This is a genomic window from Sphaerisporangium rhizosphaerae (genome assembly GCF_042665155.1).
In the GTDB taxonomy this organism is placed as follows: domain Bacteria; phylum Actinomycetota; class Actinomycetes; order Streptosporangiales; family Streptosporangiaceae; genus Sphaerisporangium; species Sphaerisporangium rhizosphaerae.
The window spans coordinates 195,095-219,426 of record NZ_JBHTCG010000010.1 but is presented as its reverse complement, the minus strand read 5'-3'; the positions used below and the strand labels follow the sequence as shown (position 1 = coordinate 219,426).

The 24,332-nt window shown below is 72.3% G+C and carries 22 protein-coding genes; 10 read left to right on the top strand and 12 right to left on the bottom strand.

Going from position 1 to position 24,332, the window contains the following annotated elements:
• Nucleotides 1–33: 33 nt before the first annotated feature.
• The 4 genes from ACFQSB_RS17765 to betA all read right to left on the bottom strand — a co-directional run bounded on the left by ACFQSB_RS17765 (nt 34) and on the right by betA (nt 6,088).
• The gene (locus ACFQSB_RS17765) at nt 34–1,029 is read right to left on the bottom strand and encodes an ABC transporter substrate-binding protein (protein WP_380827660.1); all 996 of its coding nucleotides are present in this window, start codon (nt 1,027–1,029) and stop codon (nt 34–36) included.
• Nucleotides 1,026–3,053: an ABC transporter permease subunit gene (locus ACFQSB_RS17760; protein ID WP_380827659.1), complete on the bottom strand. Its 2,028-nt coding sequence runs from the start codon at nt 3,051–3,053 to the stop codon at nt 1,026–1,028. Before ACFQSB_RS17760 ends, ACFQSB_RS17765 begins: the two co-directional genes overlap by 4 nt.
• A gap of 22 nt (nt 3,054–3,075) precedes the next feature.
• Nucleotides 3,076–4,128: a quaternary amine ABC transporter ATP-binding protein gene (locus tag ACFQSB_RS17755; protein ID WP_380827658.1), complete on the bottom strand. Its 1,053-nt coding sequence runs from the start codon at nt 4,126–4,128 to the stop codon at nt 3,076–3,078.
• Nucleotides 4,129–4,420: 292 nt separating this feature from the next.
• The gene (betA, locus tag ACFQSB_RS17750; RefSeq protein ID WP_380827656.1) at nt 4,421–6,088 is read right to left on the bottom strand and encodes a choline dehydrogenase; all 1,668 of its coding nucleotides are present in this window, start codon (nt 6,086–6,088) and stop codon (nt 4,421–4,423) included.
• Between the two features lie 162 nt (nt 6,089–6,250).
• On the opposite strand from betA, the gene ACFQSB_RS17745 reads away from it, so the two are divergent.
• Entirely contained in the window at nt 6,251–7,021 is a 771-nt protein-coding gene (locus ACFQSB_RS17745; protein ID WP_380827655.1) for an IclR family transcriptional regulator, read from the top strand.
• 68 nt (nt 7,022–7,089) lie between these two features.
• On the opposite strand, the gene ACFQSB_RS17740 is transcribed toward ACFQSB_RS17745, so the two are convergent.
• Entirely contained in the window at nt 7,090–8,217 is a 1,128-nt protein-coding gene (locus tag ACFQSB_RS17740) for an aromatic ring-hydroxylating oxygenase subunit alpha (RefSeq protein WP_380827654.1), read from the bottom strand.
• Nucleotides 8,218–8,602: 385 nt separating this feature from the next.
• Here ACFQSB_RS17740 and ACFQSB_RS17735 point away from each other — a divergent pair, with 385 nt between their 5' ends.
• The 3 genes from ACFQSB_RS17735 to ACFQSB_RS17725 all read left to right on the top strand — a co-directional run bounded on the left by ACFQSB_RS17735 (nt 8,603) and on the right by ACFQSB_RS17725 (nt 10,549).
• Nucleotides 8,603–9,142 (top strand): VanZ family protein, encoded by a 540-nt coding sequence (locus ACFQSB_RS17735; RefSeq protein ID WP_380827653.1) that lies wholly within the window; start codon nt 8,603–8,605, stop codon nt 9,140–9,142.
• Between the two features lie 153 nt (nt 9,143–9,295).
• The gene (locus ACFQSB_RS17730; protein ID WP_380827772.1) at nt 9,296–10,045 is read left to right on the top strand and encodes a GntR family transcriptional regulator; all 750 of its coding nucleotides are present in this window, start codon (nt 9,296–9,298) and stop codon (nt 10,043–10,045) included.
• A 126-nt stretch (nt 10,046–10,171) separates the two neighbouring features.
• On the top strand, nt 10,172–10,549 hold the full coding sequence (locus ACFQSB_RS17725; protein WP_354925430.1) for a hypothetical protein: 378 nt from the start codon (nt 10,172–10,174) through the stop codon (nt 10,547–10,549).
• A 107-nt stretch (nt 10,550–10,656) separates the two neighbouring features.
• Here ACFQSB_RS17725 and ACFQSB_RS17720 read toward each other — a convergent pair whose 3' ends face one another.
• Nucleotides 10,657–12,036 carry a coiled-coil domain-containing protein gene (locus ACFQSB_RS17720; RefSeq protein ID WP_380827652.1) on the bottom strand — a complete coding sequence of 460 codons (1,380 nt, stop codon included), beginning with the start codon at nt 12,034–12,036 and terminating at the stop codon, nt 10,657–10,659.
• A gap of 183 nt (nt 12,037–12,219) precedes the next feature.
• On the opposite strand from ACFQSB_RS17720, the gene ACFQSB_RS17715 reads away from it, so the two are divergent.
• Nucleotides 12,220–12,795: a gamma carbonic anhydrase family protein gene (locus ACFQSB_RS17715; RefSeq protein ID WP_380827651.1), complete on the top strand. Its 576-nt coding sequence runs from the start codon at nt 12,220–12,222 to the stop codon at nt 12,793–12,795.
• Between the two features lie 69 nt (nt 12,796–12,864).
• Nucleotides 12,865–14,217: a hypothetical protein gene (locus tag ACFQSB_RS17710; RefSeq protein WP_380827650.1), complete on the top strand. Its 1,353-nt coding sequence runs from the start codon at nt 12,865–12,867 to the stop codon at nt 14,215–14,217.
• 634 nt (nt 14,218–14,851) lie between these two features.
• Here ACFQSB_RS17710 and ACFQSB_RS17705 read toward each other — a convergent pair.
• From ACFQSB_RS17705 to ACFQSB_RS17680, 6 genes are all read right to left on the bottom strand, one after another.
• Nucleotides 14,852–15,133 (bottom strand): metal-sensitive transcriptional regulator, encoded by a 282-nt coding sequence (locus tag ACFQSB_RS17705; RefSeq protein ID WP_354844393.1) that lies wholly within the window; start codon nt 15,131–15,133, stop codon nt 14,852–14,854.
• A gap of 41 nt (nt 15,134–15,174) precedes the next feature.
• Nucleotides 15,175–16,257, bottom strand: coding sequence for a glycosyltransferase (locus ACFQSB_RS17700; RefSeq protein WP_354844390.1), 1,083 nt, complete (start codon nt 16,255–16,257; stop codon nt 15,175–15,177).
• Complete coding sequence (locus ACFQSB_RS17695; protein WP_380827648.1) at nt 16,254–17,075, bottom strand: hypothetical protein; 822 nt, start codon at nt 17,073–17,075, stop codon at nt 16,254–16,256. Before ACFQSB_RS17695 ends, ACFQSB_RS17700 begins: the two co-directional genes overlap by 4 nt.
• Nucleotides 17,076–17,215: 140 nt before the next feature.
• Nucleotides 17,216–19,363: a heterodisulfide reductase-related iron-sulfur binding cluster gene (locus tag ACFQSB_RS17690; protein WP_354844384.1), complete on the bottom strand. Its 2,148-nt coding sequence runs from the start codon at nt 19,361–19,363 to the stop codon at nt 17,216–17,218.
• Between the two features lie 178 nt (nt 19,364–19,541).
• The gene (locus ACFQSB_RS17685; protein WP_380827646.1) at nt 19,542–20,312 is read right to left on the bottom strand and encodes a TetR/AcrR family transcriptional regulator; all 771 of its coding nucleotides are present in this window, start codon (nt 20,310–20,312) and stop codon (nt 19,542–19,544) included.
• A 63-nt stretch (nt 20,313–20,375) separates the two neighbouring features.
• Complete coding sequence (locus ACFQSB_RS17680) at nt 20,376–21,191, bottom strand: sugar phosphate isomerase/epimerase family protein (RefSeq protein WP_354925450.1); 816 nt, start codon at nt 21,189–21,191, stop codon at nt 20,376–20,378.
• A gap of 106 nt (nt 21,192–21,297) precedes the next feature.
• On the opposite strand from ACFQSB_RS17680, the gene ACFQSB_RS17675 reads away from it, so the two are divergent.
• The 4 genes from ACFQSB_RS17675 (at nt 21,298) to radA (ending at nt 24,309) form a co-directional block, all read left to right on the top strand.
• Entirely contained in the window at nt 21,298–21,996 is a 699-nt protein-coding gene (locus ACFQSB_RS17675) for a class I SAM-dependent methyltransferase (protein ID WP_380827644.1), read from the top strand.
• 99 nt (nt 21,997–22,095) lie between these two features.
• Nucleotides 22,096–22,479: a MerR family transcriptional regulator gene (locus ACFQSB_RS17670; RefSeq protein WP_354844372.1), complete on the top strand. Its 384-nt coding sequence runs from the start codon at nt 22,096–22,098 to the stop codon at nt 22,477–22,479.
• Nucleotides 22,476–22,790 (top strand): thioredoxin, encoded by a 315-nt coding sequence (trxA, locus tag ACFQSB_RS17665; RefSeq protein WP_380827643.1) that lies wholly within the window; start codon nt 22,476–22,478, stop codon nt 22,788–22,790. Before ACFQSB_RS17670 ends, trxA begins: the two co-directional genes overlap by 4 nt.
• Before the next feature lie 88 nt (nt 22,791–22,878).
• Nucleotides 22,879–24,309: a DNA repair protein RadA gene (gene radA / locus ACFQSB_RS17660; protein ID WP_380827642.1), complete on the top strand. Its 1,431-nt coding sequence runs from the start codon at nt 22,879–22,881 to the stop codon at nt 24,307–24,309.
• Nucleotides 24,310–24,332: the final 23 nt, after the last annotated feature.

The following is a 24,332-nucleotide window of genomic DNA, read 5'->3' as shown; positions in this document are numbered from 1 at the left end:
GTGACCGGCGGCCTGGGGGGTGTCAAGAGCGGGTCAGCCGGTCGGCAGCCAGGCCTTCACCTTGGCGGGGTTGTCGGCGACCCACTTCTTCGCGGCGTCCTCGGCGGACATCTTGTCCTCGGAGATGTACTTGGCCACGAGGTTCTGGTCGTCGTTGGTCCAGGTGAAGTTCTTCACCAGCTCGTAGGCCGGGCCGCCCGACTCGGCGAACCTCTTGCTCACGATCTTGTCGAGCTCGTACGGCGGGTAGTCGCAGGCCACCTTGGCGGCGTCGGCGTCGCAGCCGTCGGTGTAGGGCGGCAGGTTCACCTTGACGAGCTTGACCTCCGACAGGAACCACTGCGGCTCGTAGAAGTAGCCGAGCATGGGCTTCTGCTGCGCCTCGGCCTGCCGGAACCCGGTGATGAGCGCCGCCTCGCTGCCCGCGTAGACAACCTTGTAGTTCAGATGCAGGTTCTTCACCAGCGCGGCGTCGTTGGTGACGAACGAGGGGTCGCCGTCGAGCAGCTGCCCCTTGCCGCCGGACTCCGAGGTCGTGAACAGGCCGGCGTACTTGTCCAGGTTCTTGTAGTCGGTGATGCCGGGATACTTCTGGGCCATCCACGGCGGCACGTACCAGCCGATGACGCCCTTGTTGCCGGTCGGGCCGGCCTCGACGGCGACCTTCTGGTCCTCGATGTACTTCTTCTTCAGGTCGTCGTGGCCCCAGTTCTCCACGATCGCGTCGACCTCGCCGGTCGCGAAGCCCTGCCAGGCGACCTCCTCCTTGAGGTCCTTCTTGGTGACCTGGCAGCCGAGCTCCTTCTCGGCCACGTAGGCGATCACGGCCGCGTTGGCCTCGTACCCGACCCAGGGGTTGATCGCGAGGTTGACGGCGCCGCACGCCTTCTTCGCCGGGGCGGCGGCCTCCCCCGAGGCCGCCGGGGCCTCGCCGACCTTCGCCCCGCCGCACGCGGAGACGAGCAGGCCGGCCGCCGCCAGCAGCAGGGCCGCCTTCGGCCGCCCGGATCCGCAAACCGAAACACTCACCAGGGTCCTCCTGATCGCAGGGCCGCGCGGAGCGGCCGCCGTGCACCCGTGACGGGCGGCTGGTGAACTCCCCGACGCCGCGACCCCTTGGTGATCGCGGCGAGCATGGTGCCGAGCACGACGATGGCCAGGCCCGCGGCCAGGCCCTTGCCGCGCAGCTGGAGCTGCGAGAACCCCGACACGACGTCGTAGCCGAGCGCGCCCGCGCCGACCAGGCCGCCGACCACGACCATGGCCAGGACGTAGCACAGGCCCTGGCTCGCGGCCAGGGCGACCGCGCCGCGCGCCATCGGCACCTGCACCTTGGAGATGATCTGCCACGTGCTCGACCCGGCGGCCGTCGCGGCCTCCACCGCCCCGGCGGGGACTCCCCGGACGCCGTCGGCGACCAGCTTGATCGCCACGGGCGCGGCGTACACCACCGCGGCGATGATCGCCGTGAACCGGGTCGCGCCGAACAGCCCGAGGATCGGCACCAGGTACACGAACGCGGGCATGGTCTGGCCGGCGTCCAGCAGCGGGCGCATCACCCGGTCGGCGCGGTCGTCCCGGCCGATCCACACGCCCACCACGATGCCCAGCGCCATCACCAGCACGGTGGCGACCAGCGTGGAGGCCAGCGTCACCATCGCGTCCTGCCACAGGCCGAGCGCCACCAGCAGGGCCAGGCAGGCGGCGCACACGAGTGCGACGCGCGGGGTGGCGACCACCAGCGCGACCGCGGTGACCACCAGCAGCACCAGCCACCACGGCGACCCGGTGAGCACCGCCTCGAACGGGTTCAGCAGGCTGTAGGTGATCAGGTTCTTCAGGCCGTTGGTGGTGGCGTACAGGTCGGCCTGCGCCCACCGGCCGGCGGCGTCGGCGCCCCGGCGGACGTAGGAGCCGAGGTCGGCCTCGCCGGGGAACTCCGCCGCCCACACGTAGACGTGCGAGAGGTAGACCAGCACGGCGGTGACGGCGACGACGGCCGCCACCTGGAGTCTGCGCCACAGCGGCCGGCGGGCGCGCCCGGCGCGGCGGGCCGCCTCGACGCGGCGCCCGGCCGCCGAGACGCCGCGGTCCAGCACGATGGCCATGACCACGATGGCCAGGCCGGCGTTGAACGACGTGCCGACGTCCAGCGTCTCCAGCGCCTTGAGCACCGTCTTGCCCAGGCCGGGCGCGTCGATGAGCGCGGCGATCGTGACCATGGACAGCGCGGCCATGACGGTCTGGTTGACCCCGACGATGATGGTGCGCTTGGCCAGTGGCAGCCGCACCTTGGCCAGCAGCTGCCAGGACGTCGAGCCGAGCGAGACACCGGCCTCGACGCTCTCGCGGGGCACCTGCCTGATCGCGTGCGAGGTGATCCTGATCGCCGGCGGGATCGCGTAGATCATCGTGGCCACGGTGGCGCTGGCCGGCCCGATCAGGAAGAACAGCGTCAGCGGCGCCAGGTACACGAAGGTCGGCATGGTCTGCATGAAGTCCAGTACCGGGGTGACCAGGCGGTCGAACCGGTCGCTCAGCCCGGCCCAGACGCCGAGGGGGATGCCCGCGGCCAGCGACAGCAGGACGGCGGCCAGCGTCAGCGCCAGCGTGTCCATGCTCTCCTCCCACAGGCCGAGCAGCCCGAAGGAGACGAACCCGGCGACGGTCAGCGCCGCCACCCGGAGGTTGCCGTAGAGCAGGGTGAGCGCCCCGGCGATGCCGGTGACGCCGAGCCAGCCGACCACCGGCACCGGGCGGCCGAAGGAAGGCCGGCTGATCAGCGCCTGAACGAAGGTGACCAGGTCGTCGATGAACAACCGCACGTAGTTGACGAAGTAGAGGAACAGCGGGCTCTCGTTACGGCCGTTGTCGACGGCCTCGGCGATCCGGCCGATGCGCACGTGCAGCGGGGTGAGCTCGGCCCCGTCCAGCGGAAGGGTGGCCTGCCCGCGGAAGGCGGCCCACAGCGCCACCCAGACGGCCAGGATGCCGAGCAGCAGGTACGGCCGTGACCACGCCGGCCGGCGGCGGGGCGCCGTGGTCGCGGTCATCGCGCGGTCACCTCGCCGGCGCTCATCCGGCGATCACCTCCAGCATCTCGGCGCCGCCGACCAGGCCGAGCAGCGCCCCGTCCTGGACGACCCGCACGGGCCGGTCGGCGCGCAGGACGGTGCGCACGGCGTCCTTGATGACGACGTCCGGCCCGAGCTCGGGGCCGTCCAGCGCGTCGCCGTCCTCGGGCGGGCGCATGATCCAGCGCAGGGTGAGCACGTCGGCGCGGGACACGTCCCGCACGAACTCGCGGACGTAGTCGTCGGCGGGCGCCCCGACCACCTCGTCCGGGGTGCCGATCTGGACGATCTCGCCGTCGCGCATGACCAGGATGCGGTCGCCGAGCTTGAGCGCCTCGCTCAGGTCGTGGGTGATGAAGATCATCGTCTTGCCCACCTCGCGGTGCAGGCGGACGACCTCGTTCTGCATGTCGCGGCGGATCAGCGGGTCGAGGGCCGAGAACGGCTCGTCGAAGAACAGCACCTCGGGGTCCACCGCGAGGGCGCGGGCCAGGCCCACGCGCTGTTGCATGCCGCCGGAGAGCTGGTCGGGGTAGGACTCGCCGTACCCGGCCAGCCCGACCAGCTCCAGCATCCGCGTCGCGCGCGCGTAGCGCCCCTGCCTGCCCTGGCCCTGGATCTCCAGGCCGTAGGCGATGTTGTCCAGCACCCGGCGGTGCGGCAGCAGGCCGAAGTGCTGGAACACCATGGCGAACCGGTGGCGGCGCAGCTCGCGCAGCTCCCGGTCGCCGGCCTTGCGGATGTCCCGCCCGTCCAGCAGCACCTCGCCGGCGGTCGGCTCGACCAGCCGGGTAAGGCAGCGCACCAGCGTCGACTTGCCCGAGCCGGACAGGCCCATGACGACGAAGACCTCGCCGCGCCGCACGGAGAAGGAGACGTCGCGCACCGCGGCGACGCAGCCGGTGCGCTCCTTGAGCTCCGCCCGCGACAGCTCGGCGAGCGGCGTGCCCGCCACCCGGCCGGCCCGCGGGCCGAAGACCTTCCACAGGCCGCGCACGTCGAGGGTCACCGCCTCCGGGGGCGGGGAGGGCTCGGCCTGCGACGTCGCGGTCATGGTCACCTCGCGGTTCGAGGGGCGGGGGCCGGCTTCCGGGGACGGACGGCGGAACAGGGCTCCGGCACGGACCTCTCCGTTCGCGTATCTGGTTGCGTATCGCGCATCAGAATGCTCAACGAGGAACAGATCGTCCCTCCCGTACGCGCCCCGGTCAAGGCTTGCCGCGTTTCGCTTGGCGACCGGAAAACGCACCTCCACCCGGCCGCGCGCGTGAGTTCCGGCCCGGCGCTGGTCACCCCGGCGCTGGTCACCCGGCGCTGGTCACCCGGCGCTGGTCATCGGGCCCTGGTCATCCGGACGGAGCGGGCGCGGGACCGGGCGGCGCGCCGGCGCGGCCGGGGTGCCGGTAGAACTCCACCCGCTCCGGCGGCAGGGGCGTGTTGCCGAGCACGAGGTCGGCGGCCTTCTCGGCGACCATCATGACCGGCGCGTAGATGTTGCCGTTGGTCACGTACGGCATCACCGAGGCGTCCACGACCCGCAGTCCTTCCAGGCCGTGCACCCGCATGCTCAGCGGGTCCACCACGGCGCCCTCCCCGACGCCCATGCGGGCGGTGCAGGAGGGGTGCAGAGCGGTCTCGGCGTCGCGCGCGACCCAGTCGAGGATCTCCTGGTCGGTGCGCACGGACGGCCCCGGCGACAGCTCGCCCGCGTTGAACTCCTCCATGGCCGGCTGGTTGAGGATGTCCCTGGCCACCCGGACGGCCTCGACCCACTCACGGCGGTCCTGGCCGGTGGACAGGTAGTTGAAGCGCAGCGCCGGCCGCACCCGGGGGTCGGGGCTCTTGATCTTCACCGAGCCGCGCGCGTCGGAGTACATGGGCCCGATGTGCACCTGGTAGCCGTGGCCGCCGGCCGGGGCGGAGCCGTCGTAGCGCACCGCGACCGGCAGGAAGTGGAACATCAGGTTGGGGTAGGCCACCTCGTCGTTGCCCCGGACGAAGCCGCCCGCCTCGAAGTGGTTGGTGGCGCCCGGTCCGCTGCGCAGGAACAGCCACCGCGCGCCGATCCACGGCCGGTTGCGCCACTTCATCGCCGGCTGCATCGACACCGGCCGCCGGCAGCCGTACTGGACGTAGACCTCCAGGTGGTCCTGGAGGTTCTCCCCCACGCCGGGCAGGTCGTGGACGGGCCGCACGCCCGCGGCCCGCAGTTCGCCGGCGTCGCCCACGCCGGAGAGCTGGAGCAACTGCGGGGTGTTGATGGCGCCGCCGCACAGGATCACCTCGCCGGCCCGCACGGTGCGCCCGTCGCACTCCACGCCGACCGCGCGCCCGCCCTCGAACAGCACGCGGGTGACCAGGGCCCGGGTCCTGACCGTCAGGTTGGGGCGCCGTTTCACCGGGTGCAGGTACGCCCGCGCGGCCGACAGGCGGCGCCCGCGGCGGATGTTGCGGTCGAACGGCGCGAAGCCCTCCTGGCGGTAGCCGTTCACGTCGTCGGTGAGCGGGTACCCGGCCTGCCGCGCGGCCTCGAAGAAGGCGGTGAACAGCGGGCCGTCCGCCGGGCCGCGCTCCAGCGCCAACGGCCCGTCATGGCCGCGGAAGGCCGTGCCGGGGTCGGCGGTGCAGTTCTCCATGCGCTTGAAGTAGGGCAGGCAGTGGGCGTGGTCCCAGGTCTCCATTCCGGGGTCGGCCGCCCAGCGCTCGTAGTCCAGCGGGTTGCCGCGCTGGAAGATCATGCCGTTGATGCTGCTCGACCCGCCCAGCACCTTGCCGCGCGCGTGGTAGACGCGGCGGCCGTTCAGGTGGGGCTCGGGCTCGGACTCGTACTTCCAGTCGTAGAACCGGCTGCCGATGGGGAACATCAGCGCGGCGGGCATGTGGATGAAGACGTCCCAGGGGAAGTCGGAGCGTCCGGCTTCCAGGACCAGCACCCGGACGGACGGGTCGGCGGACAACCGGTTCGCGAGAACGCATCCGGCCGAGCCACCACCGACGATGACGAAGTCGTACATGTAAGCCCTCGTCTCGCTCTCAGCGCCAATATCCCGGCATATGCGGAGAAATGGCGCGCGTTGCGTTGTAGCGATTGACGCATAAGGTTGCGGCCTGCGCAACCATCGTCGGGCGGCGGCGTAAATGGACGGCGGTACGCCGACCCCCTACAGTCCGGGGCTATGGGCAACGAATCCTCGGCCGGCGTGCAGTCGGTCGACCGGGCCATCAGCGTGCTGGAGATCCTCTCCCAGCGCGGCGAGGCCGGCGTCAGCGAGATCGCCGCCGAGATCGGTGTCCACAAGTCCACCGCCTTCCGGCTGCTCGGCGCCCTGGAGGCCAGGAACCTCGTCGAACAGGCCGAGGACCGCGGCAAGTACCGCCTGAGCTTCGGCGTCATCCGCCTGGCCGGCGGCGTCGCCTCCCGGCTCGACCTCACCCAGCAGGGACGCCCCGTCTGCCGCCGCCTGGCCGAGGAGATCGGCGAGACCGTCAACATCGCCGTCGTGCGCTCCCACTACGCGGTCAACCTCGACCAGGTGCGCGGCCCGTCGGCGGTCACCGCCTACAACTGGGTCGGCCAGCTCACCCCCCTGCACGCCACCTCCAGCGGCAAGATGCTGCTCGCCCACCTCGACCAGCGCCACCGCGACCGGCTGCTGGCGGCGGCGGGCCTGGCGCGCTACACCCCCGCCACCATCACCTCGGCCGACGAGCTGCTGCCCCAGCTCGCCGAGGCCAGGACGCGCGGGTACGCCGTCACCGTGGAGGAGTACGAGATCGGGCTGAACGCCATGGCCGCCGCCGTCCGCTCCTATGACGGGGAGGTCGTGGCGGCGGTCAGCGCGTCCGGGCCCGCCTACCGGTTCAGCGAGGAGCGCATGCACGAGGTGGCCCCGGTGCTGGTCGGCGGCGCGGCCGACATCAGCCACCGGCTCGGCTACTCCGGCTGACCCGGGCCGGCCCCGCTCGGCTCGTCCGGTGACGCGGCCAGACTCGGCATCTCCCAGGCGCCCCGGGCCTACCCGGCGGGCCGGCCCGGCGGCTCGAGGCGCCCGGCGACCCACTGGTGGAACTCGGCGATGTGGTGCTCGCTCGGCACCAGGACGCCGCCGCGCGCGTAGGCCCGCGAGCCCATCGCCGGCTGGCAGCGCTCGCACGCGTCGAAGTCCTGCACGTTGACCTTGTGGAACAGCTCGACCGACGGCCCGATGTCCCGGCCGCCGGCCACGACCTCCGGCAGGAACAGCCAGTCGCACTCCACCACCGTGCGGTCGGCGGCCAGCGGGAACATGCGGTGCACGATGGCGTGGTCGGGGACGAGGTTGACGAACACCTGCGGCCTGATGGTGATCGCGTAGTAGCGGCGGTCCTGCTCCCGGCTCACCGTCGGAATGCGGTCGACCCCCGGCGAGCCGTCCACCGTGAACCCCTCGACGCCGCCGCCGAACGCGGCGCCGTGGCCCACGAAGTACTGGGCGGCGTACCCGTCGGCGAACTCCGGCAGCACCGCGGTCAGCTCGGGGTGGATGGTCGCGCAGTGGTAGCACTCCATGAAGTTCTCGACGATGAGCTTCCAGTTGGCCCGGACGTCGTAGACGATCCTGCGGCCGACCTTCAGCTTCTCCACCCCGTAGTTCTCGATCGAGGCCAGGTCGCCGAGCCGGGTCACCACCGCGCCGAGGACGTCCTGCTCGAAGGAGGGCGGCTCGTCGGCCAGGCACACCCACACGTATCCGAGCCATTCGCGCACGTGCGCCGTGACCAGGCCGTACTCGACGCGGTCGATGTCGGGCATCGTGCTGAGGTTCGGGGCGGCGATCAACGTGCCGTCCAGGTCGTAGGCCCAGGCGTGGTAGGGGCACTGGAAGGCCCGGCGGACCCGGCCGGACTCCTCGGTGCACAGCCGGGCGCCGCGGTGCCGGCAGACGTTCAGGAACGCGCGCGCCGATCCGTCCTTGGCGCGGCTGACGATGACGCTCTCGCGCCCCACCTGCACCGTGCGGAAGGCCCCGGGCCCGTCCAGGTCGTCGGCGCGGGCCGCGCAGAACCACATCGTCTCGAAGATCCGGCGCTGCTCCAGGGCGAAGACGTCCTGGTCGGTGTAGAAGCGGCCGGGCAGGGTGGCCAGCAGGCTGGGGGTGGTCACGCGCCGCTCCCCGTCCGCCGGGCCGCTGCCGCTGGGCCGATGTCGAGCCGGTGGGCCTCGCCCCGCGACGGCGCCGCGAGGGGGCAGGCGGGAATCACCGCGGTCACCCCTGAAGTTGATGATGACGGAACGGAACTCGCTATGCGCAACAGACTGCGTCCCGGGTGAGCCGCTGTCAATATGCCCGGCGACGCCTCCGCCGCGCCCGCGTCTCACCTTGGGTGACCCCCGGCGGGTCACCCTGCGTGACGCCCGCGGGGCCTCGCACGGCCGGAGTGCGGGCGCGCGTCCCTTGCTCCTGAGCCACCTTCCTGTTACCCAGGCCCGCCCGCCGCGCCCTTGATCAGGTGCCCACCGCGGCGGGCCATCCGCGAAAATGGCCCTCATGCGGCTCGAATGGCAGCTTTGGAGATATGTCGTAGTAGCCACACTTGTATTGCTGCCTGCCGCCGTCGCCGCGGCTCACCTGCTCGCCCGCCGGCGGGCGCGTCAGGGGCATCCCCACCCCGCGCGGACGGCCTACGCCGATGTGTTCATCGTCGCCGGGACCCTCCCCTGGGTGTGGATGATCCTCACCCCTGGCACCGCTCCGGGCGTCAGCCTGGTGCCGCTGCACGATCTCGCCGAGTTGGCGCGCGGGCCGTTCGGAGCGATGTTCGCGCAGGTCGGCGGCAATCTGCTGGTGTTCGCCGCGCTCGGCGCCCTGCTGCCGATCCGCTCGGCGCGCTTCGCCCCCCTCTGGCGGATCGGCCTGCTCGCCGCCGCGCTGTCGCTCACCGTCGAGGCACTGCAGTACGGCCTGCGCCTCGGCCGGGTCTCCTCCGCCGACGACGTCCTGCTCAACACCGCGGGCGCCGTGCTGGCCGCGCTGGCGACGCGGCCGTGGCGGGCCGGCCGGACGGCGGCCGGGACCGGTCCACGGTAAACGAGGCACGAAAGACCCCGGAGATCACCACACGGGCACGATTCGCTCAAAAGAAGCACGGGACCAACCTGAGTATCTGTGCGATCGTGGACAAGGCGGGGCAAGTTCTCTGGAGACGCGGACCGCGTTGGTGACTGAGGGTGATAGAGCGTGATGCAATCCCCGGTACCTCACGACCCCCCGATCTATCGCCGCATCGCCGATCGCCTGCGCCAGGCGATCCAGGCGGGCGAGTTGCGCGATGGGGATCGCCTACCGGGCGAGAACGCCCTCATGGCCGAGTACGGCATCGCCCGCGCGACGGCACGGCAGGCGCTGTCGGTGCTCATCAACGAGGGCGTGGCCGTGCCGCGCCGGGGCTCGGGGGTGTACGTGCGGCAGTTCCGGCCGATCCGCAGGCACGGCTCGCGCCGGCTGTCCCGCGAGCAGTGGGGGACGGGCCGGGCCATCTGGGACGGCGACGCCGGCGGCCGGCCGTACGCGGTGGACGACCTGCTGGTCGCCCGTGAGACGGCGGACGAGGACGCCGCGCGGGCGCTCGGCTGCGACGAGGTCTGGGTGCGGCGACGGCGCTACTCCGTCGACGGCCGGCCGGTGCAGCTCGCGGCCTCCTGCTTTCCGGCCGAGCTGGTCGCCGGGTCGGCGATCACGGAGCCGGACACCGGTCCGGGCGGGGTCTACGCGCGGCTGCGCGACCTCGGGCACGCGCCGGTGCACTTCACCGAGGAGGTGCGCGCCCGGATGCCCGCGCCGGAGGAGGCGGCCCGCCTCTCCCTGTCCGCCGGGACGCCGGTGATCGTCGTCTGCCGGACCGCGTACGCCGCCGGAGGCGCGGCTGTGGAGCTCAACACCATGATCATGGACGCCGCGTCGTACGTACTTCAGTACGACTTCGACGCCTGAGTCAAGGGGAAATGTCAAGCGTTAGGTTGACCTGTCCCACCCGAACATTGATTTCTCTAGAGATGTCCCGCAACGTGAAGGGGAAAGGTACCGACCTGGCCCCTCGCCGCGGGAAGGGTGGACGGGATGTCGTTCGACCGGCACCTCGCCGAAATCGCCCGGGAGTTCCCCGACTGGACGATCTGGAGGAGCGACGCGGGAAGGTGGTGGGCCACCCGGCACCACCTGCTCACCGAACATGAACGCGACGCGGGTGGCGCGATGACCATCGACGCCGACGACCCCGCCGGCCTGCGCGAGCGCCTGCTCGAACAGCGCCGGCTCATCCCCGGCTTCGACCAGCGGTCCGGCCTCACCGGCGAGGCGGGACCGACGCGGGCCACCACCGGCCAGGGAGGGACCGGCGAGCCCGGCGCCTCCCCGGCGTGGGGATCAGGACCGCCCGGGGCCCCCGGCGAGGGGGACCCGGGCACGGCCGCCGGCGCCGCCGACCAGGAGAGCTGATCGGCGGGCGCCGGCATGAGGGAAGCGGAAACCTCCGACCCGATCGGGGGCGGAGGTTTCCGCCACCTCAGCGCTGGTGACGATCGAGGGCGGAGGTTTCCGCCATCTCAGCGCTGGTGACCGCCGCCGGAGTGGACGTCGGAGTCCTCGAAGAAGCCGCGGATGCGGCCCTTCGGGGTCTCGTGGTCGTTGCCGCGCCGGGCGTCGTGCGCGTCATCGTCCCCCGCCGCGACCTGGACGCTCTGCTGAGCGTCCCGGACGCCGCCGTCGGCGTCGAAGACCGGGCGCCCGAACACGGCGTCCTCCGGCTGATCGTCGCCGCGGTGCCCGGCGAGGCCGCCGCGCGAGCCGCCGTGCGGAGCGAAGGCGTCCTGCGGGCCCGAGTGCGACGCGAAGACGTCCCGGGGGCCCTGCTCGGCCGCCGGGCCCTGCTCGGCGCCCAGGCCGCCCTCGTCGCGCCCGTGACGCTCGTCGCCCTTGTCATGCTCGCCGGCGCCCTCGGAGCCGTCCTGCGCGCTCTCGTGGCCCGCTGGGGCGTCCTCACCCTCGGCGGCGCCGCCCGGCCGCGCGGGGCCGTCGGGACCGTCGGCGTCGTCCAGGACGACGCGGACCGCGTCGATCTCCTCGGCGGCCGGGGCCCCGCTCTGGTGGAGGTCCTCGGCCGAGCCCACCGACGGCGCGGGCGGCAGCACGGCGGCCTCGTCGATCAGCGCCCCCGCGTTCCCCTCTCGCCGCAGCAGGTCGGTCAGCACCGAGCCCATCTCGTTGAGCCGGCGCATGACCTCGGTGTGGGTGTCGGTGAGGAAGGTCACCCTCGTGCCGGTGTGCTCGTCCAGCGACGCCGCCCGCTCGCGCGCGGCCTTCAGCGTGGCCTCGGACTCGGCCTTGGCCGAGCCGAGCGTGGCCTCGGCCTGGGCATTCGCCTCCGACACCAGCCGCTCGGCCTCGTGCTGCGCGGCGGTGAGCGCGCGGTCGGCCTCGGCCCGCGCGTTGCGCAGCGTCTCGTCGGACTCGGCGCGCGCGGCCCCCAGGGTCTCCTCGGCGTCCGACCCTGCCTGGGCCAGCAGCCGCTCGGCGGCGTTGGTGGCCTCGGCCACCCGGCGCTCGGCCTCGGCCTGGGCGGCGGTGAGGATGCGCTCGGCCTCGGCCGCGGCCTCCTCGCGCACCTTGGCGGCCTCGGTGTCGGCCGTCTCGCGCTTGGAGATCGCCTCCTCCTCGGCGAGCTTGAGGATCTGGCTCAGCCGCTGGCCGAGCTCGTCGTAGTCCTGCGGGGCCTCGGCCAGGCGGCGGCGGGCCTCGGCGAGCTCGACGCGGCCCTGCTCGGCCTGATCGATGGCGCGTGCCAGCCGTTCCTCCAGGTCACGAATCTGGTTGCGCGTTCGGACCATGTGATCGTGCACCTGGCGGCGGCTGTATCCACGCATCACCACCTCGAAGCCGAGGTCCTCGTGCATCATGTCGGGGAAGCTGTCGTGCTGGTTCGTCATGGCTGAGCCCTGGGGGTCTTGAATCGAGTGGGGGTCGTGCTTCGGTCACGTCACGTCAGGACACGACTTTCCTGCCATCTGCCCAAGTCCGCAACCCGAACGCCTGACCTGTTGCGGTCTGATGAGCGCCTGCCGCCGGTAAGGCGGGAAACCGGCCGAGCCGCACGTGAGATCATCGATGACATGAGCGAGCGTCCCCTCTCCGGTCCGGGGATCTCCCCGGCCGCGCCCTACATCGCGGCGCTCGGCGAGGCCGTGCCCGCCGTCCACCCCGAGGCCTACGTCGCCCCGACGGCCGTGGTGGTCGGCCGCGTGCGGCTCGGGCGGGGCACCAGCGTCTGGTACGGCTCGGTGCTGCGCGGCGACGCCGAGGCCATCGAGGTCGGCGACGAGTGCAACATCCAAGATCTGTGCTGCCTGCACGCCGACCCCGGCCTGCCCGCCGTGCTGGAGGACCGCGTGAGCCTCGGCCACCGCGCCGTCGTGCACGGCGCCCGCGTCGAGAGGGGCGCGCTGGTCGGCATCGGCGCGGTCGTGCTGAACGGCGCCACGATCGGCGCGGGCTCGCTGGTCGCGGCGGGCTGCGTGGTCACCCCCGGCAAGAAGATCCCCGCCGGGGTGCTGGTCGCCGGGGTGCCGGGGAAGATCGTGCGCGAGCTGACCGACGACGACCGGGCGGGCTTCGCCCGCACGCCCGACACCTACATGGCCAAGGCCGCCCGCCACCGCGCCGCCTCCCCCCTGCCCCCCGGAGCCTGAGCCGGCCTCGTCGCGCCGGGGGCGGACCGGGGTGCGACACTCGGGTCCCCGTGACCTGCCCCCAGTAGCATGGCGGCCGTGCAGTGGGACCCTTTCGAGGCGATCGAGCGGGATGTCCGCGCCATGGTCGCCGACCCGCGGTGGGCGGACGTCCCCGCACCCACGCAGGCGCAGGCGATGGCCGCGCGCCTGCTGCGCACCCCCGACGGCGCCTGCTGGCTGTTCGGGACGCACGCCCGCTGGCACCGCCACGACGCCCAGGACGGGCTGTGGCACCTGTCGGCCCCGCCCGCCGCCCCGCGCGTCCGCGCCGCCGCGACCCCGGCCCACCCGGCGCCGCCCGTTCCGCAGGAACTGCTGCCCTCCGCCGCCGACCTGGCCTTCGACCGCGGCTCCACGCAGGCGTTCGTCGGCCCCGACGTGCCGCGCGACATGACCGAGCGCCTGCGGGCGCTGCTGGACGTCGCCGGCGCGGCCAGGGAGGAGGAGGCCCCCTTCTCCACGGGGCCGCTGCGCGAGGTGTTCCACCCCGACGTCACGGCCCCGGTCGCCGCGATGTGGGGGACGATCATGTGGTGCGCGTACGCCCCCGCGTTCGACGGCAACGAGGTGCTGCTGTCGATGTTCGGGGAGTTCCTCTCCCGCCCGCTGCCGGGCGACGACTGGGTGCGCTGGCTGCCGCCGATGCCGCTCTCGGCGCTGACCGCCCTCTACATCGAGCGGCTGGCGCGCGGGGCGGGCGCGGCGGTGCGCGTGGCCGGGCAGCTCGCGGGCACCGCCCGCGTGCTGCTCGCCGACCCCCGCTTCGCGCCCCGCGCGGCCGCGCTGCTGGCGATGGTGGAGCCGCTGCGGGCGCGGCCGTGGCTGGACCACCCGGCGGGCGACGCCGAGGCGGCGCGGCGGGCGTGGCTCGCGCGCTGCCCGCCGCATCTCGGGGGCGCCCTGGAGGCGGAGTCCTCGCCCGGCCGGCACCTGCGCCACATGCTCTACGACCTGGTGGAGGCGCTGTCGTTCGTGGAGGTCCACGGCGCCGACCCGCGGGCGGTGGCCGCCTCGCTGCTCGCCGCGGACGTCCAGGCCGTGGCGCCGGGCGTGGCGCCCCAGCTCTATCCGTGGCTGGATCCGGAGTTGCGGCGCGCCTTCCACGCGGCGCTCACCGATCCGGGTCACCCGTTGCGGGGCTGCTGGCCGCGGGACGGCGAGCCGCCCGCCCCGCTTCGTCCGCCCGACCGGGCCTCGGCCGCGGCTCTGCTGGGAGCCGGGTACGCCGCGGGGCTCGCCTGGTGCCGTGTCACCGGAACGGCCCCGCCGCCGCGCGGCTTCCCCACGTCCTCGGCCACGGTGACCTGCCTGATCCACGAGCGGGACGACCCGGCGCCCTCCGTCCCAGCGACCTCAGCGGAATGGATACGCCACTCCTGATCCCGTCGGCCAGATCTAAACGGTTTATAGGGTTATTTCCTGCTTACCTCGCGTATATCATTCCCCGCCCCCTGATCTGCGGGTTTGACGGAATTGTGATCTCGGAACGGGGAAATGGTTCCACGGGGACACGGGCGGGTGTGACGAATGGTCCCGATGGGCCATGTCGTGGAAAGCCACCCGGCCGTAACCTCGAAGAGGGTGTGGGCTGCGGAAGGAAGGACGACGCGGTGGGGCACGATTATCTGGACTCAAGGGTCCATGACCGTGTCGCGTTGGACGAGATCGCGCTCTACGCGGAGGTGCTCAGCGCCGTCGCTGTCAGCGAGCGAGAGCTGACGCTGGATGAGCTCGACAACGCGCTCGGGTTGCGGACTTCGGTGAGCCACTGAAGTAGCTCTCAGAACTGGTCCCGGACTCCCCCGGAGTTCGGGACGGTTTTGTGAGCGGGCCCCTCGAGCCCCCTCACACGTCCCCCGCGGACTAGTCCACCCGGGCCGTGCGCCCACCCGCCGCACTAGCCTCACCCGTCCCGCGGACGGCCGCGTGGACGGCGCGCGGCGCCTCCGGCCGGTCTCCCCCACCCTGGACCGGGCGGGCCTTGCGCGGCGGCGCGTGCCGGTCGCCGGCCCGGCTAGGAGCGCACGAGCCGGGCGATGGCCGCCGACGCCTCCTTGACCTTCTCGTCGGCCTCGGGCCCCCCGGCGTCGATGGCGTCCCGCACGCAGTGCCCGATGTGGTCCTCCAGCAGCCCCAGCGCCACCGCCTGCAGAGCGCGCGTGGCCGCCGACACCTGGGTGAGGACGTCGATGCAGTAGGAGTCCTCCTCGACCATGCGCTGCAACCCGCGGATCTGGCCTTCGATGCGCCGGAGCCTGGTCAGATAGGCCTGCTTGTCACCGCTGTACCCATGCATACCGTCCACGATACCTGTTCGGGGTATGGCTCCCGCGCTGCTCAGACGCGGGCTCTCAGGCCCTCCACCAGCGACTCCCAGCGGGCGGCGATGGCCGGCGCGGCGTGCTCCGCGGCCGACTCGCGCGCCCCCGCCGCCAGCACCATGCGCCGGCGCTCGTCGTCGATCAGCGCCAGCAGCGCCGAGGCGTACGCGCCGATCTCGCCCTCGCCCGAGGGCACCAGCACGCTGTCGCGGCCGGGGGTCACGAACTCCCCGAACCCCCGGGCGCCCTCGAACCCCACCACCGGGACGCCGCAGGCGAGCGCCTCGATCACCGTCATGCCCGGCGTCTCGGCATGGGAGGTGACGGCCACGATGGACGCCTTGGCGAACTCCCCCTGCAGATCAGGGGTGGTGCCCATGAAGTACACGTTGTTGTGCAGGTTCAGCTCGCCGACCAGCGCCCGCAACCGCTTCTCCTCGGGGCCGCCGCCGTACAGGCGCAGCCGCCAGTCGGGGCGCTTGTCGGCCACGATGGCGAACGCGCGGATGAGCCGGTCGAACGACTTGCCCGGCAGCCACCGCCCGCCGGCCGAGACGATGCGGTTGTCCATGCGCGAGCGCGGCCAGGGCGCCGGCGGCAGCGCGTCGGGGACGACGAGCACCGGCGGATCGCCGGCGCCGTCCAGCAGGCGGATCATCTCTTCGCCGGTCGCCTCGGTGGAGGCCACCACGGCGTCCAGCTTGGGATAGAACCGCCGCACGGGCGCGGGCACCGCGGGGCGGCTCCACTCGCGGGCGATGCGCAAGGTCTCGCGGGGAACGTGCCGGGCGGCCTGGACGCTGAGGCCGGGCCTGGTGGTCACCAGCACATCGCCGCGCAGGCCGCGCAGAGTGCGCCACAGCGCCACCTCGGTGCGCATCTGGCCGCGGGGCAGCAGATGGCGCACCCCAGGGCGCGCGTCGATCAGCCAGCGCAGCGCGATGCGCGGATCCACCGGGAAGAACGGCGCCTCGCGCACCCTGCGGACGCTGATGATCTCGACCTCGTGGCGACCGGCCAGCTCGGTCGCGAGGTTGAGCACCGCGCGCGTGTCGCCGCGCATGCCGTACGCGGAGGGGACCAGAAAGCAGATCTTCACCCGCCCACCTCGAGACGGAGCTCGTCGTCCACGGTGTAGCACGGCCGGACCGGCACGCCGTCGACGCTGGTGTCGGGATACTGCACGCGGCGGCGCTTGCCGTCCACATCGTCGATGCGCGCCCCGAGCGGCAGCGGCGTCTCCAGCCCGTCCACCTCCAGGGACGGGGCCCACAGCCCCTCGTACTCGGGCGTGGCCGCGATCACGTCGCACAACGACAGCGCCGCGTGGAAACGCACGCCCTGCACGGTGGCGGCGGCGGTCACGGCCGTGTCGGGGCCGGAGGTGCTGCGCAGGGCGAGACGGGCGGTGCGGTGGGCGTCGTCGTCGTCGAAGCCGGTGTAGGCCAGCAGCCCGGTGACCTCGAAGCGGCCCTCGCGGAACCACACCGCGCGCACGTCGGCGACCGGCTCGGCGGGGGAGATCTTCAGCGCCAGGTAGCCGTTGAGGGTGCGGTAGGCGCGGTAGGCCATGGTGCGGCGGCTCAGCGCGTAGGCGTCCAGCCGGTCGAGCGAGAAGCCCGGATCGACGCAGTGCATGCGGGTGCGCCGGGCGGGCTCGCCGTCGGCGGGGCCGCCGTCGTGCTCGAGGTAGGTGTCCCACCGGCCGGGGGCCAGGCCGAGCGGGGTCAGCGACACCGCGACCGAGGCGTCGCGCGCCTCCGCTCCCGGCGTGCCGAGCACGACCTTGGCCTCGCTTCCGGTGCCCCGCTGGCGCAGGACGAGCCGCGTGCCCTCGGGGAGGGGGTGCTCGATGGACACGCGGAGGGAGAGGACGTCGGCCAAGGTGACCTCGGCATCGGTAACGACAACGCGCACCGTAGCCCCTCCCCGTCGATTGAGCCCCGCGCGTTGAGGTTACCGTGATTTCCCCGTTATGTGGAGAAAGGTTTTCCGGCCCCGCCTACCACCGGATGGGCAGGGCCGTTTCCGCAGGTCACGTCCCGGGTCGAGCGGCGTCAGGCCGTGACCGGCCGGCCCTTCACGGAGGTGACGAGGAGCTGCGCGACGTCGACCACCTCAAGGGACTCCTTGGCCTGGCCGTTGTTCTTCTTCTCGTTGATGGCGTCGCCCAGCATGACCAGGCAGAACGGGCACGCGGTCGAGACGGTGTCGGGGTCGGTGGTCAGCGCCTCGTCCACCCGCTCGGTGTTGATGCGCTTGCCGATGCGCTCCTCCATCCACATGCGCGCCCCGCCCGCGCCGCAGCAGAAGCCGCGGTCCTTGCAGCGGTGCATCTCCTGGGTCTGGACGCCCGGCACCTTGGCCATGATGTCGCGCGGCTGGGCGTACACCTTGTTGTGGCGGCCGAGGAAGCACGGGTCGTGGTAGGTGATCTTCTCCTCGATCGGGGTGATCGGGGTGAGCCTGCCCTCCTCGACCAGCTTGGCCAGCAGCTGGGTGTGGTGTACCACCTCGAACATGCCGCCGAGCTGCGGGTATTCGTTGGCCAGGGTGTTGAAGCAGTGCGGGCAGGTGGCGACGATCTTCTTGACCCCGGCCTCGTTCAGCGTCTCGATGTTCTGCTGTGCGAGCATGTTGAACAGGAACTCCATGCCCAGGCGGCGGGCCGGGTCGCCCGTGCAGGCCTCCATCGGGCCGAGCACGCCGAACTTCACCCCGGCGATGTGCAGCAGCTCGGCGACCGCCTTGGTGGTCTTCTTGGCGCGGTCCTCCAGGGCTCCGGCGCAGCCGACCCAGAAGAGGTACTCCAGGTCGTCGGGGACCTTCTCGTCGATGACCTGGACCTCGATCGGGTCGACCTCGCGCGCGGCCAGCTCCTCGATCCACTCGGCGCGCTTCATCTCGGACACGCCCCACGGGTTGCCCTTGTTCTCGAGGTTCTTGAGCATGACGCCCGCCTCGGAGGGGAAGCTCGACTCGATCATGACCTGGTAGCGGCGCATGTCGATGATGTGGTCGATGTGCTCGATGTCCACCGGGCACTGCTCGACGCACGCGCCGCAGTTGGTGCACGACCACAGCACGTCGGGGTGGATGACGCCCTCCTCGCCGACCAGCGGCTTGCCCGCCAGGGCCAGGACGTCCTCGGGCAGGTTCGCCCGCTCCTCCTCGGTGGCGAGCAGGTACGGGGCGATGGCCATGGCGTGGTCGCGCTGGTCGAGGATCAGCATCTTGGGCGAGAGCGGCTTGTCGGTGTTCCACGCCGGGCACTGCGACTGGCAGCGGCCGCACTCGGTGCAGGTGTAGAAGTCGAGGAAGCCCTTCCACGTGGTGTCCTCGATCTTGCCGCGGCCGAAGACGTCGGTGTCGGGGTCGGCCTCCTCGAAGTCGAGCGCCTTGCCGTTGCTGCGCATCTCGGGCACCGCGCCGAGGCCGTCGGGGCGCCGGGAGAACGCCACGTTCAGCGGGGCGGTGAAGATGTGCAGGTGCTTGGAGTTCACCACGATGACCAGGAACACCAGCATGACGCCGATGTGCAGCAGCAGACCGGCCTTCTCCAGCAGCTCGTTGGCGCCCGCGCCGAGGGGGCGGAGCAGGGCGGCCGCGGCGTCGGAGGCGAAGGCCCCCGACCGGTAGGGGAAGTTGCCGGTGTTGACCGCCGCGCCGCGGAACAGGAACAGCGACCAGATCACGTTGAAGATCATGAACAGGATGAGCCACGCGCCGCCGAGGTGGGAGCCGGAGAAGCGCGACTCACGCCCGAGCTTCTTCGGCGAGTTCCTGACGCGGATGACGGCGAAGGCGGCCAGGCCGGCCAAGCAGGCGACGGCGATGAGGTCCTGGAGGAAGCCGAGGACCGGCCAGGTGCCGACCAGCGGGATGTGGAAGTCGGGCCTGCCGGTCACCGCCCCCTGGATGAGCGCCCCGTACGCCTCCAGGTAGACCGTGGCGAGGATCACGAACGCCCAGAAGACCACGAAGTGCGCGACGCCCGACGGCGTCCACTTGAGCAGCTTCCGCTGGGCGAACACCTCGACGAGCTGCGCCCTGAGCTCGGCGCCGAGGTTCTCCTTGGCGTACCGCACCCGCTCCGGCGCGGGCTGGCCGCTGGTGGCGAGGCTGTAGAGCCAGCGCACGCGGCGACCTGCGAGCGTGACCGCCACGGCGGTCATCACCAGCCCGATGATCGCTACAAGGAGCACGGGTCCTCCAAACTATGGCGTCGGCTGCCCAGCGTAGACACACCGGTCATCCACGGTGACGGCATGGCCAACCCGAATGATACTCGCCGGTAACTTACCGTCGGTACGCAGGGGCCGGACATCCTTGGTGGACCCGATGCTAGAACAATGCTCTGGATAATGCTCTGCCGATCGCCGGTCAGTCGTCGCCCAGATAGCGCTGGAGCGTCGGGGCCAGGATCTCCACCAGCTCGTCGATCTCGGCCGAGGCCAGCGGTTCCAACCGGAGGACGTACCGCATCAGCACCACGCCAAACATCTGCGCGAACCCGACCTCCATGCGCACCGGCGAGATGCCGAGCCTCTCCACGACCCGGTTGAACACCGCCATGGTCATGAACTCGCGGATGGTCACCAGCACCTGCTCGTTGGTCATCGCGCTGCGCAGGATGGCCAGGATCGGCTCGCGGTTGGCGGGGTCGGCCGTCATGGTCAGCAGGAACCGCACCAGCCGCTCGCCGATCTCCTCGCGCGGCCCTTCGAGGATGAGGGGAATGATCGTGCCCGGGTCGACCGGCAGTTGCATCGCCTCGACGAAAATGCCCTCTTTGGTGTCGAAGTAGTGGTGGACCAGGGCCGGATCGACCTCGGCCTCGCGCGCGATGCCCCTGATCGTCGCCTTGTCGTACCCCTTCTCGGCGAAGATCTTGCGCGCGGCGGCCACGATCTGGCCGCGGGTGTCCGCCGAGCCGCGCCGCCGGCCCGGCCGCCGGCCGCCGGAGGCCGCGCCCTCGGCGCCCGCCTTACCCGTGGCCTCGGCACCCGGCTTCCGCGTGCCCACGGCGCCCGGTTTGCCCGTGGCCTCGGCACCCGGCTTCCGCGTGCCCACGGCGCCCGGCTTGCGCGTGCCCTCGGCGCCCGGCTTGCGCGTGCCCACGGGTTTGCCGTCCGCGCCGACCTCGCCGGCCACGCTCACCTCGGCCCCCCGCGGGGGTGGCCGGACGTTCTGTGACTCATGCCCCCCATGGAACCATCACGCGTTCGAGGAGGCGGCGAAGTGGAGCCGCGCGAAGGCCAGGCCCTCGGCCAGATCGTCGATGCGCTCGGTGCGCCCGGCCGCCTTGCGCGTGTTGATCTCAAGGACGATGAGGCCGCCGTACCCGGCGGTGGCCAGGCGTTCGAGGATGCGCGCGCAGGGCTGCGCTCCCCTGCCCGGCACCAGGTGCTCGTCCTTGTTGGTGGTGCCGACGCCGTCGGCCAGGTGGAGGTGCGCCAGGCGGTCGCCGAGCTTCTCGGCCATCTCCAGCGCGTCGGAACCGGAGACGGCGGTGTGCGAGAGGTCCAGCGTGACCTGCGGGTAGTCCTGGTCGATCGGGTTCCAGCCCGGGGAGTAGGGGACCACCTCGGCCCCGCGGGCGCGCAGCGGGAACATGTTCTCCACCGCGAAGACCACGTCGGTCTCCTCGCGGATGCGGGCCAGGCCCGTCTCGAAGTCGCGGGCGTAGTCGCGCTGCCACCGGAACGGCGGGTGGACCACGACGGTCTGCGCGCCGAGACGCTCGGCGGCCTTCTGGGCGCGCACGAGCTTGGCCCACGGGTCGCGGCCCCACACCCGCTGGGTGACCAGCAGGCAGGGGGCGTGCACGGCCAGCACCGGGATCTGGTAGTGGTCGACGAGCCGCTCGAGCACGTCGATGTCCTGGCTCACGGGGTCGGCGCCGACCATGACCTCGACACCGTCGTATCCCAGGCGCGCGGCCAGCTCGAAGGCGTCCGGAGTGCGCTCCGGATACACCGACGCGGTGGACAAGGCGATCTTGGCGTTCGGGACGCGGATGACGTCGGTCACAACTGCCAGCCTAAGCCGGGTCACGTCCAGGTGGCGCTCCGCAACCCGCGATGGAAGCAGGATCACAACGGTCCGGGGGACATCCTGCCTGGTCTACGGTGTCCCCATGGCGCGGATCGTCGAGGGGGCCATACCGAGCCCGAACATCTGGAACTCCCCCCGCACCTACGAACTGGAGAACCGCGCCGTCGACCCCGACGGGGCGGTGGACGCCGCCATCTCGGCCCTGCGGCCGTGGACCGGCGGCGTCGTGCTGGACATCGGCTGCGGCACCGGCTACCACCTGCCCGGCTACGCCGCCACCGCGAGCAAGGTCGTCGGCGTCGAGCCGCACTCAAGCCTGGCCGCGCTGGCCGCCGAACGCTGCCGCGGCCTGGACCGCGTGTCGGTCCGCACGGCCACCGCCCAGGCCCTGCCGGTGCCCGACGCCTGCGTCGACGTGGCGGTGGCGCGCTGGGCCTACTTCTTCGGGCCCGGCTGCGAGCCCGGCCTGCGCGAGCTGTCGCGGGTGGTCCGGCGGGGCGGCGCGGCGTTCGTGGTCGACCTGGACGCCACCCGCGGGGCGTTCGGCGACTGGTTCAGCCGCACGGTCCCCTCCTACTCCGCGCAGGACGTCGAGGCGTTCTGGTCGCGCCAGGGATGGCTGCGCCGCGAGCTCGACCTGCGCATGGTCTTCACCTCCCGCGCCGACCTGGAGGCGGTGCTGCGCATCGAGTTCGCGCCCGCCGTCGCCGAGGAGGCCATCGCGCGCACCCCCGGGCTGGAGCTCGACTACCCCAACGTCCTTCGCTGGCGCCTGTACTGACCCGGCCTCCGCGCCCGCGGCGACCCCTGGCCGGGACTGCCGGGCTTGACCTTGACGTTGGCGTCAAGGGTTAGCGTGAGCGCGGATCAGGGAGGGCCGATGCGCATCGGAGAACTGGCGAGGCGGGCGGGGGTCAGCACGCGGGCGCTGCGCTACTACGAGCAGCAGGGGCTGCTCGCGGCGCGGCGCGCGACCAACGGGTACCGGGAGTACGACGAGTCCGACCTGAGGCTCGTCACCGAGATCCGCTCGCTGCTGACCGTCGGGTTCACGCTGGAGGACGCCCGCCCGTTCGTGGAGTGCCTGCGGGCCGGCAACCGGTCCGGCGACGCCTGTCCCGAGTCCGTCGAGGTCTACCGGCGAAAGCTCGCCGAGATAGACGACCAGATCCGCACCCTGCTGGCGCGCCGCGCCGAGGTGGCGGCGCAGTTCGCCGAGGCGTGCCCGGGATGCGCGCTGAGAACCGGAGGAGCACGATCATGATCACATTGACCGCCGAGAACTTCGACGAGCAGGTCCTGCGCAGCGACAAGCCCGTGCTGGTGGACTTCTGGGCCGAGTGGTGCCCGCCGTGCCGCATGGTGGCCCCCATCCTGGAGGAGATCGCCGCCGAGTACGGCGAGCGGCTGACCGTGGCGAAGATCAATTTCGACGACCACCCCGAGATCGCCTCCCGATACGGGGTGCTGGGGCTTCCCACCCTGAACCTCTACCGGGACGGCGAGGTGGTGCGCCAGGTGATCGGCGCCAAGCCCAAGCGGCTCCTGCTCGCCGACCTCGAAGGCGAGTTCTGAGCCTCCACCTGTGGTGACGCGACGGGGGCCGGGGGACGGGAGACGCATCCGGTGAGGTTTGTCGGCCCCAGCCGATAACGTGCCCCGCATGACCAAGACGCAGAAGGCCGGCTACCGCTGCACCGAATGCGGCTGGCGCACCACCAAGTGGGTGGGCCGCTGCGGCGAGTGCCAGGCATGGGGCACGGTCGACGAAGAGGGCGCCCGCGCCGGGGTCCACGTCGTCCAGGGCGGCGCGGTCACCGCGCCCGCCGTGCCCATCGGCCAGGTCAAGGCCGAGTTCGCCCGCGCGCGCAGCACCGGCGTCGGCGAGCTCGACCGCGTGCTCGGCGGCGGCATGGTCCCGGGCGCCGTCGTCCTGCTCGCCGGCGAGCCGGGCATCGGCAAGTCCACTCTGCTGCTGGAGGCCGCGGCCAGCATCGCCCGCCACGAGACGGTGCTGTACATCACCGGCGAGGAGTCCTCGGCCCAGGTGCGCATGCGCGCCGACCGCATCGGCGCCATCCAGGACCAGCTCTACCTCGCCGCCGAGACCGATCTTTCCGCTCTGGTCAGCCACGTCGAGAAGGTCCAGCCGCGGCTGCTCATCGTCGACTCCGTGCAGACCATCGGCTCCTCCCAGGCCACCGGCGTGCCCGGCGGCGTCACCCAGGTGCGCGAGGTCACCGGCAACCTGGTCCGGCTGGCCAAAGAGCGCGGCATGTCCACGGTGCTGGTCGGCCACGTCACCAAGGACGGCTCGATCGCCGGCCCCCGCGTGCTCGAGCACCTGGTCGACGTCGTCCTGCACTTCGAGGGCGACCGCCACTCCCGGCTGCGCATGGTCAGGTGCATCAAGAACCGCTTCGGCCCCACCGACGAGGTCGGCTGCTTCGACCTCGACGAGGCCGGCATCCGCGGCCTGCCCGACCCGAGCGGCCTTTTCGTCTCGCGGCGCTCCGAGCCGGTCCCCGGCACCTGCGTCACCGTGACCGTCGAGGGCACCCGCCCGCTGCCCGCCGAGGTGCAGGCGCTCGTCGGCCCCACCGAGGCCCAGCAGCCCCGCCGCTCGTCCTCCGGCCTCGACCCCTTCCGCGTCACGATGATCCTCGCGGTGCTCGAACGCCGGCTCAACGCCAGGCTGAGCGGTTGCGACGTGTTCACCGCGACCGTCGGCGGCATCCGCCTGAACGACCCCGCGGTCGACCTTGCGGTGATGCTGGCCGTGGCCAGCGCGGCGGGCGACCGTCCGCTGCCGGCCGGCCTCGTCGTGCTGGGCGAGGTCGGCCTGGCCGGCGAGCTGCGCCCGGTCAGGGACGTCCGCCGGCGGGTCGCCGAGGCCGCCCGCCTGGGCTTCACCCGCGCCCTGATCCCCGCCGGCTCCCTCGACCAGGCCCCTTCCGCGATCGCCGCGGCCGGCAAGGAGTCCCTGCGGCCGGTGCCCGTCGCCCGCCCGCCCGTCCGCACGACCACCTTCTCCCAAGGTTTCGACGTCACCGAAGCCGAGAACGTATGGGACGCGCTCACCCACGTAACCTGAAGCGGCGTCCGGGTACGGCCGCC

What these genes read in the sequence shown, in the direction of transcription:
- ACFQSB_RS17715 (WP_380827651.1), top strand. Translation starts at nt 12,220, where the DNA reads ATGAGCGAGCGTCCCCTCTCCGGTCCGGGGATCTCCCCGGCCGCGCCC.
- trxA (WP_380827643.1), top strand. Translation starts at nt 22,476, where the DNA reads ATGATCACATTGACCGCCGAGAACTTCGACGAGCAGGTCCTGCGCAGC.
- ACFQSB_RS17720 (WP_380827652.1), bottom strand. Translation starts at nt 12,036, where the DNA reads ATGACGAACCAGCACGACAGCTTCCCCGACATGATGCACGAGGACCTC.
- ACFQSB_RS17670 (WP_354844372.1), top strand. Translation starts at nt 22,096, where the DNA reads ATGCGCATCGGAGAACTGGCGAGGCGGGCGGGGGTCAGCACGCGGGCG.
- betA (WP_380827656.1), bottom strand. Translation starts at nt 6,088, where the DNA reads ATGTACGACTTCGTCATCGTCGGTGGTGGCTCGGCCGGATGCGTTCTC.
- ACFQSB_RS17745 (WP_380827655.1), top strand. Translation starts at nt 6,251, where the DNA reads ATGGGCAACGAATCCTCGGCCGGCGTGCAGTCGGTCGACCGGGCCATC.
- ACFQSB_RS17725 (WP_354925430.1), top strand. Translation starts at nt 10,172, where the DNA reads ATGTCGTTCGACCGGCACCTCGCCGAAATCGCCCGGGAGTTCCCCGAC.
- ACFQSB_RS17705 (WP_354844393.1), bottom strand. Translation starts at nt 15,133, where the DNA reads ATGCATGGGTACAGCGGTGACAAGCAGGCCTATCTGACCAGGCTCCGG.
- ACFQSB_RS17755 (WP_380827658.1), bottom strand. Translation starts at nt 4,128, where the DNA reads ATGACCGCGACGTCGCAGGCCGAGCCCTCCCCGCCCCCGGAGGCGGTG.
- ACFQSB_RS17735 (WP_380827653.1), top strand. Translation starts at nt 8,603, where the DNA reads ATGCGGCTCGAATGGCAGCTTTGGAGATATGTCGTAGTAGCCACACTT.
- ACFQSB_RS17730 (WP_380827772.1), top strand. Translation starts at nt 9,296, where the DNA reads ATGCAATCCCCGGTACCTCACGACCCCCCGATCTATCGCCGCATCGCC.
- ACFQSB_RS17675 (WP_380827644.1), top strand. Translation starts at nt 21,298, where the DNA reads ATGGCGCGGATCGTCGAGGGGGCCATACCGAGCCCGAACATCTGGAAC.
- radA (WP_380827642.1), top strand. Translation starts at nt 22,879, where the DNA reads ATGACCAAGACGCAGAAGGCCGGCTACCGCTGCACCGAATGCGGCTGG.
- ACFQSB_RS17760 (WP_380827659.1), bottom strand. Translation starts at nt 3,053, where the DNA reads ATGACCGCGACCACGGCGCCCCGCCGCCGGCCGGCGTGGTCACGGCCG.
- ACFQSB_RS17710 (WP_380827650.1), top strand. Translation starts at nt 12,865, where the DNA reads ATGGCGGCCGTGCAGTGGGACCCTTTCGAGGCGATCGAGCGGGATGTC.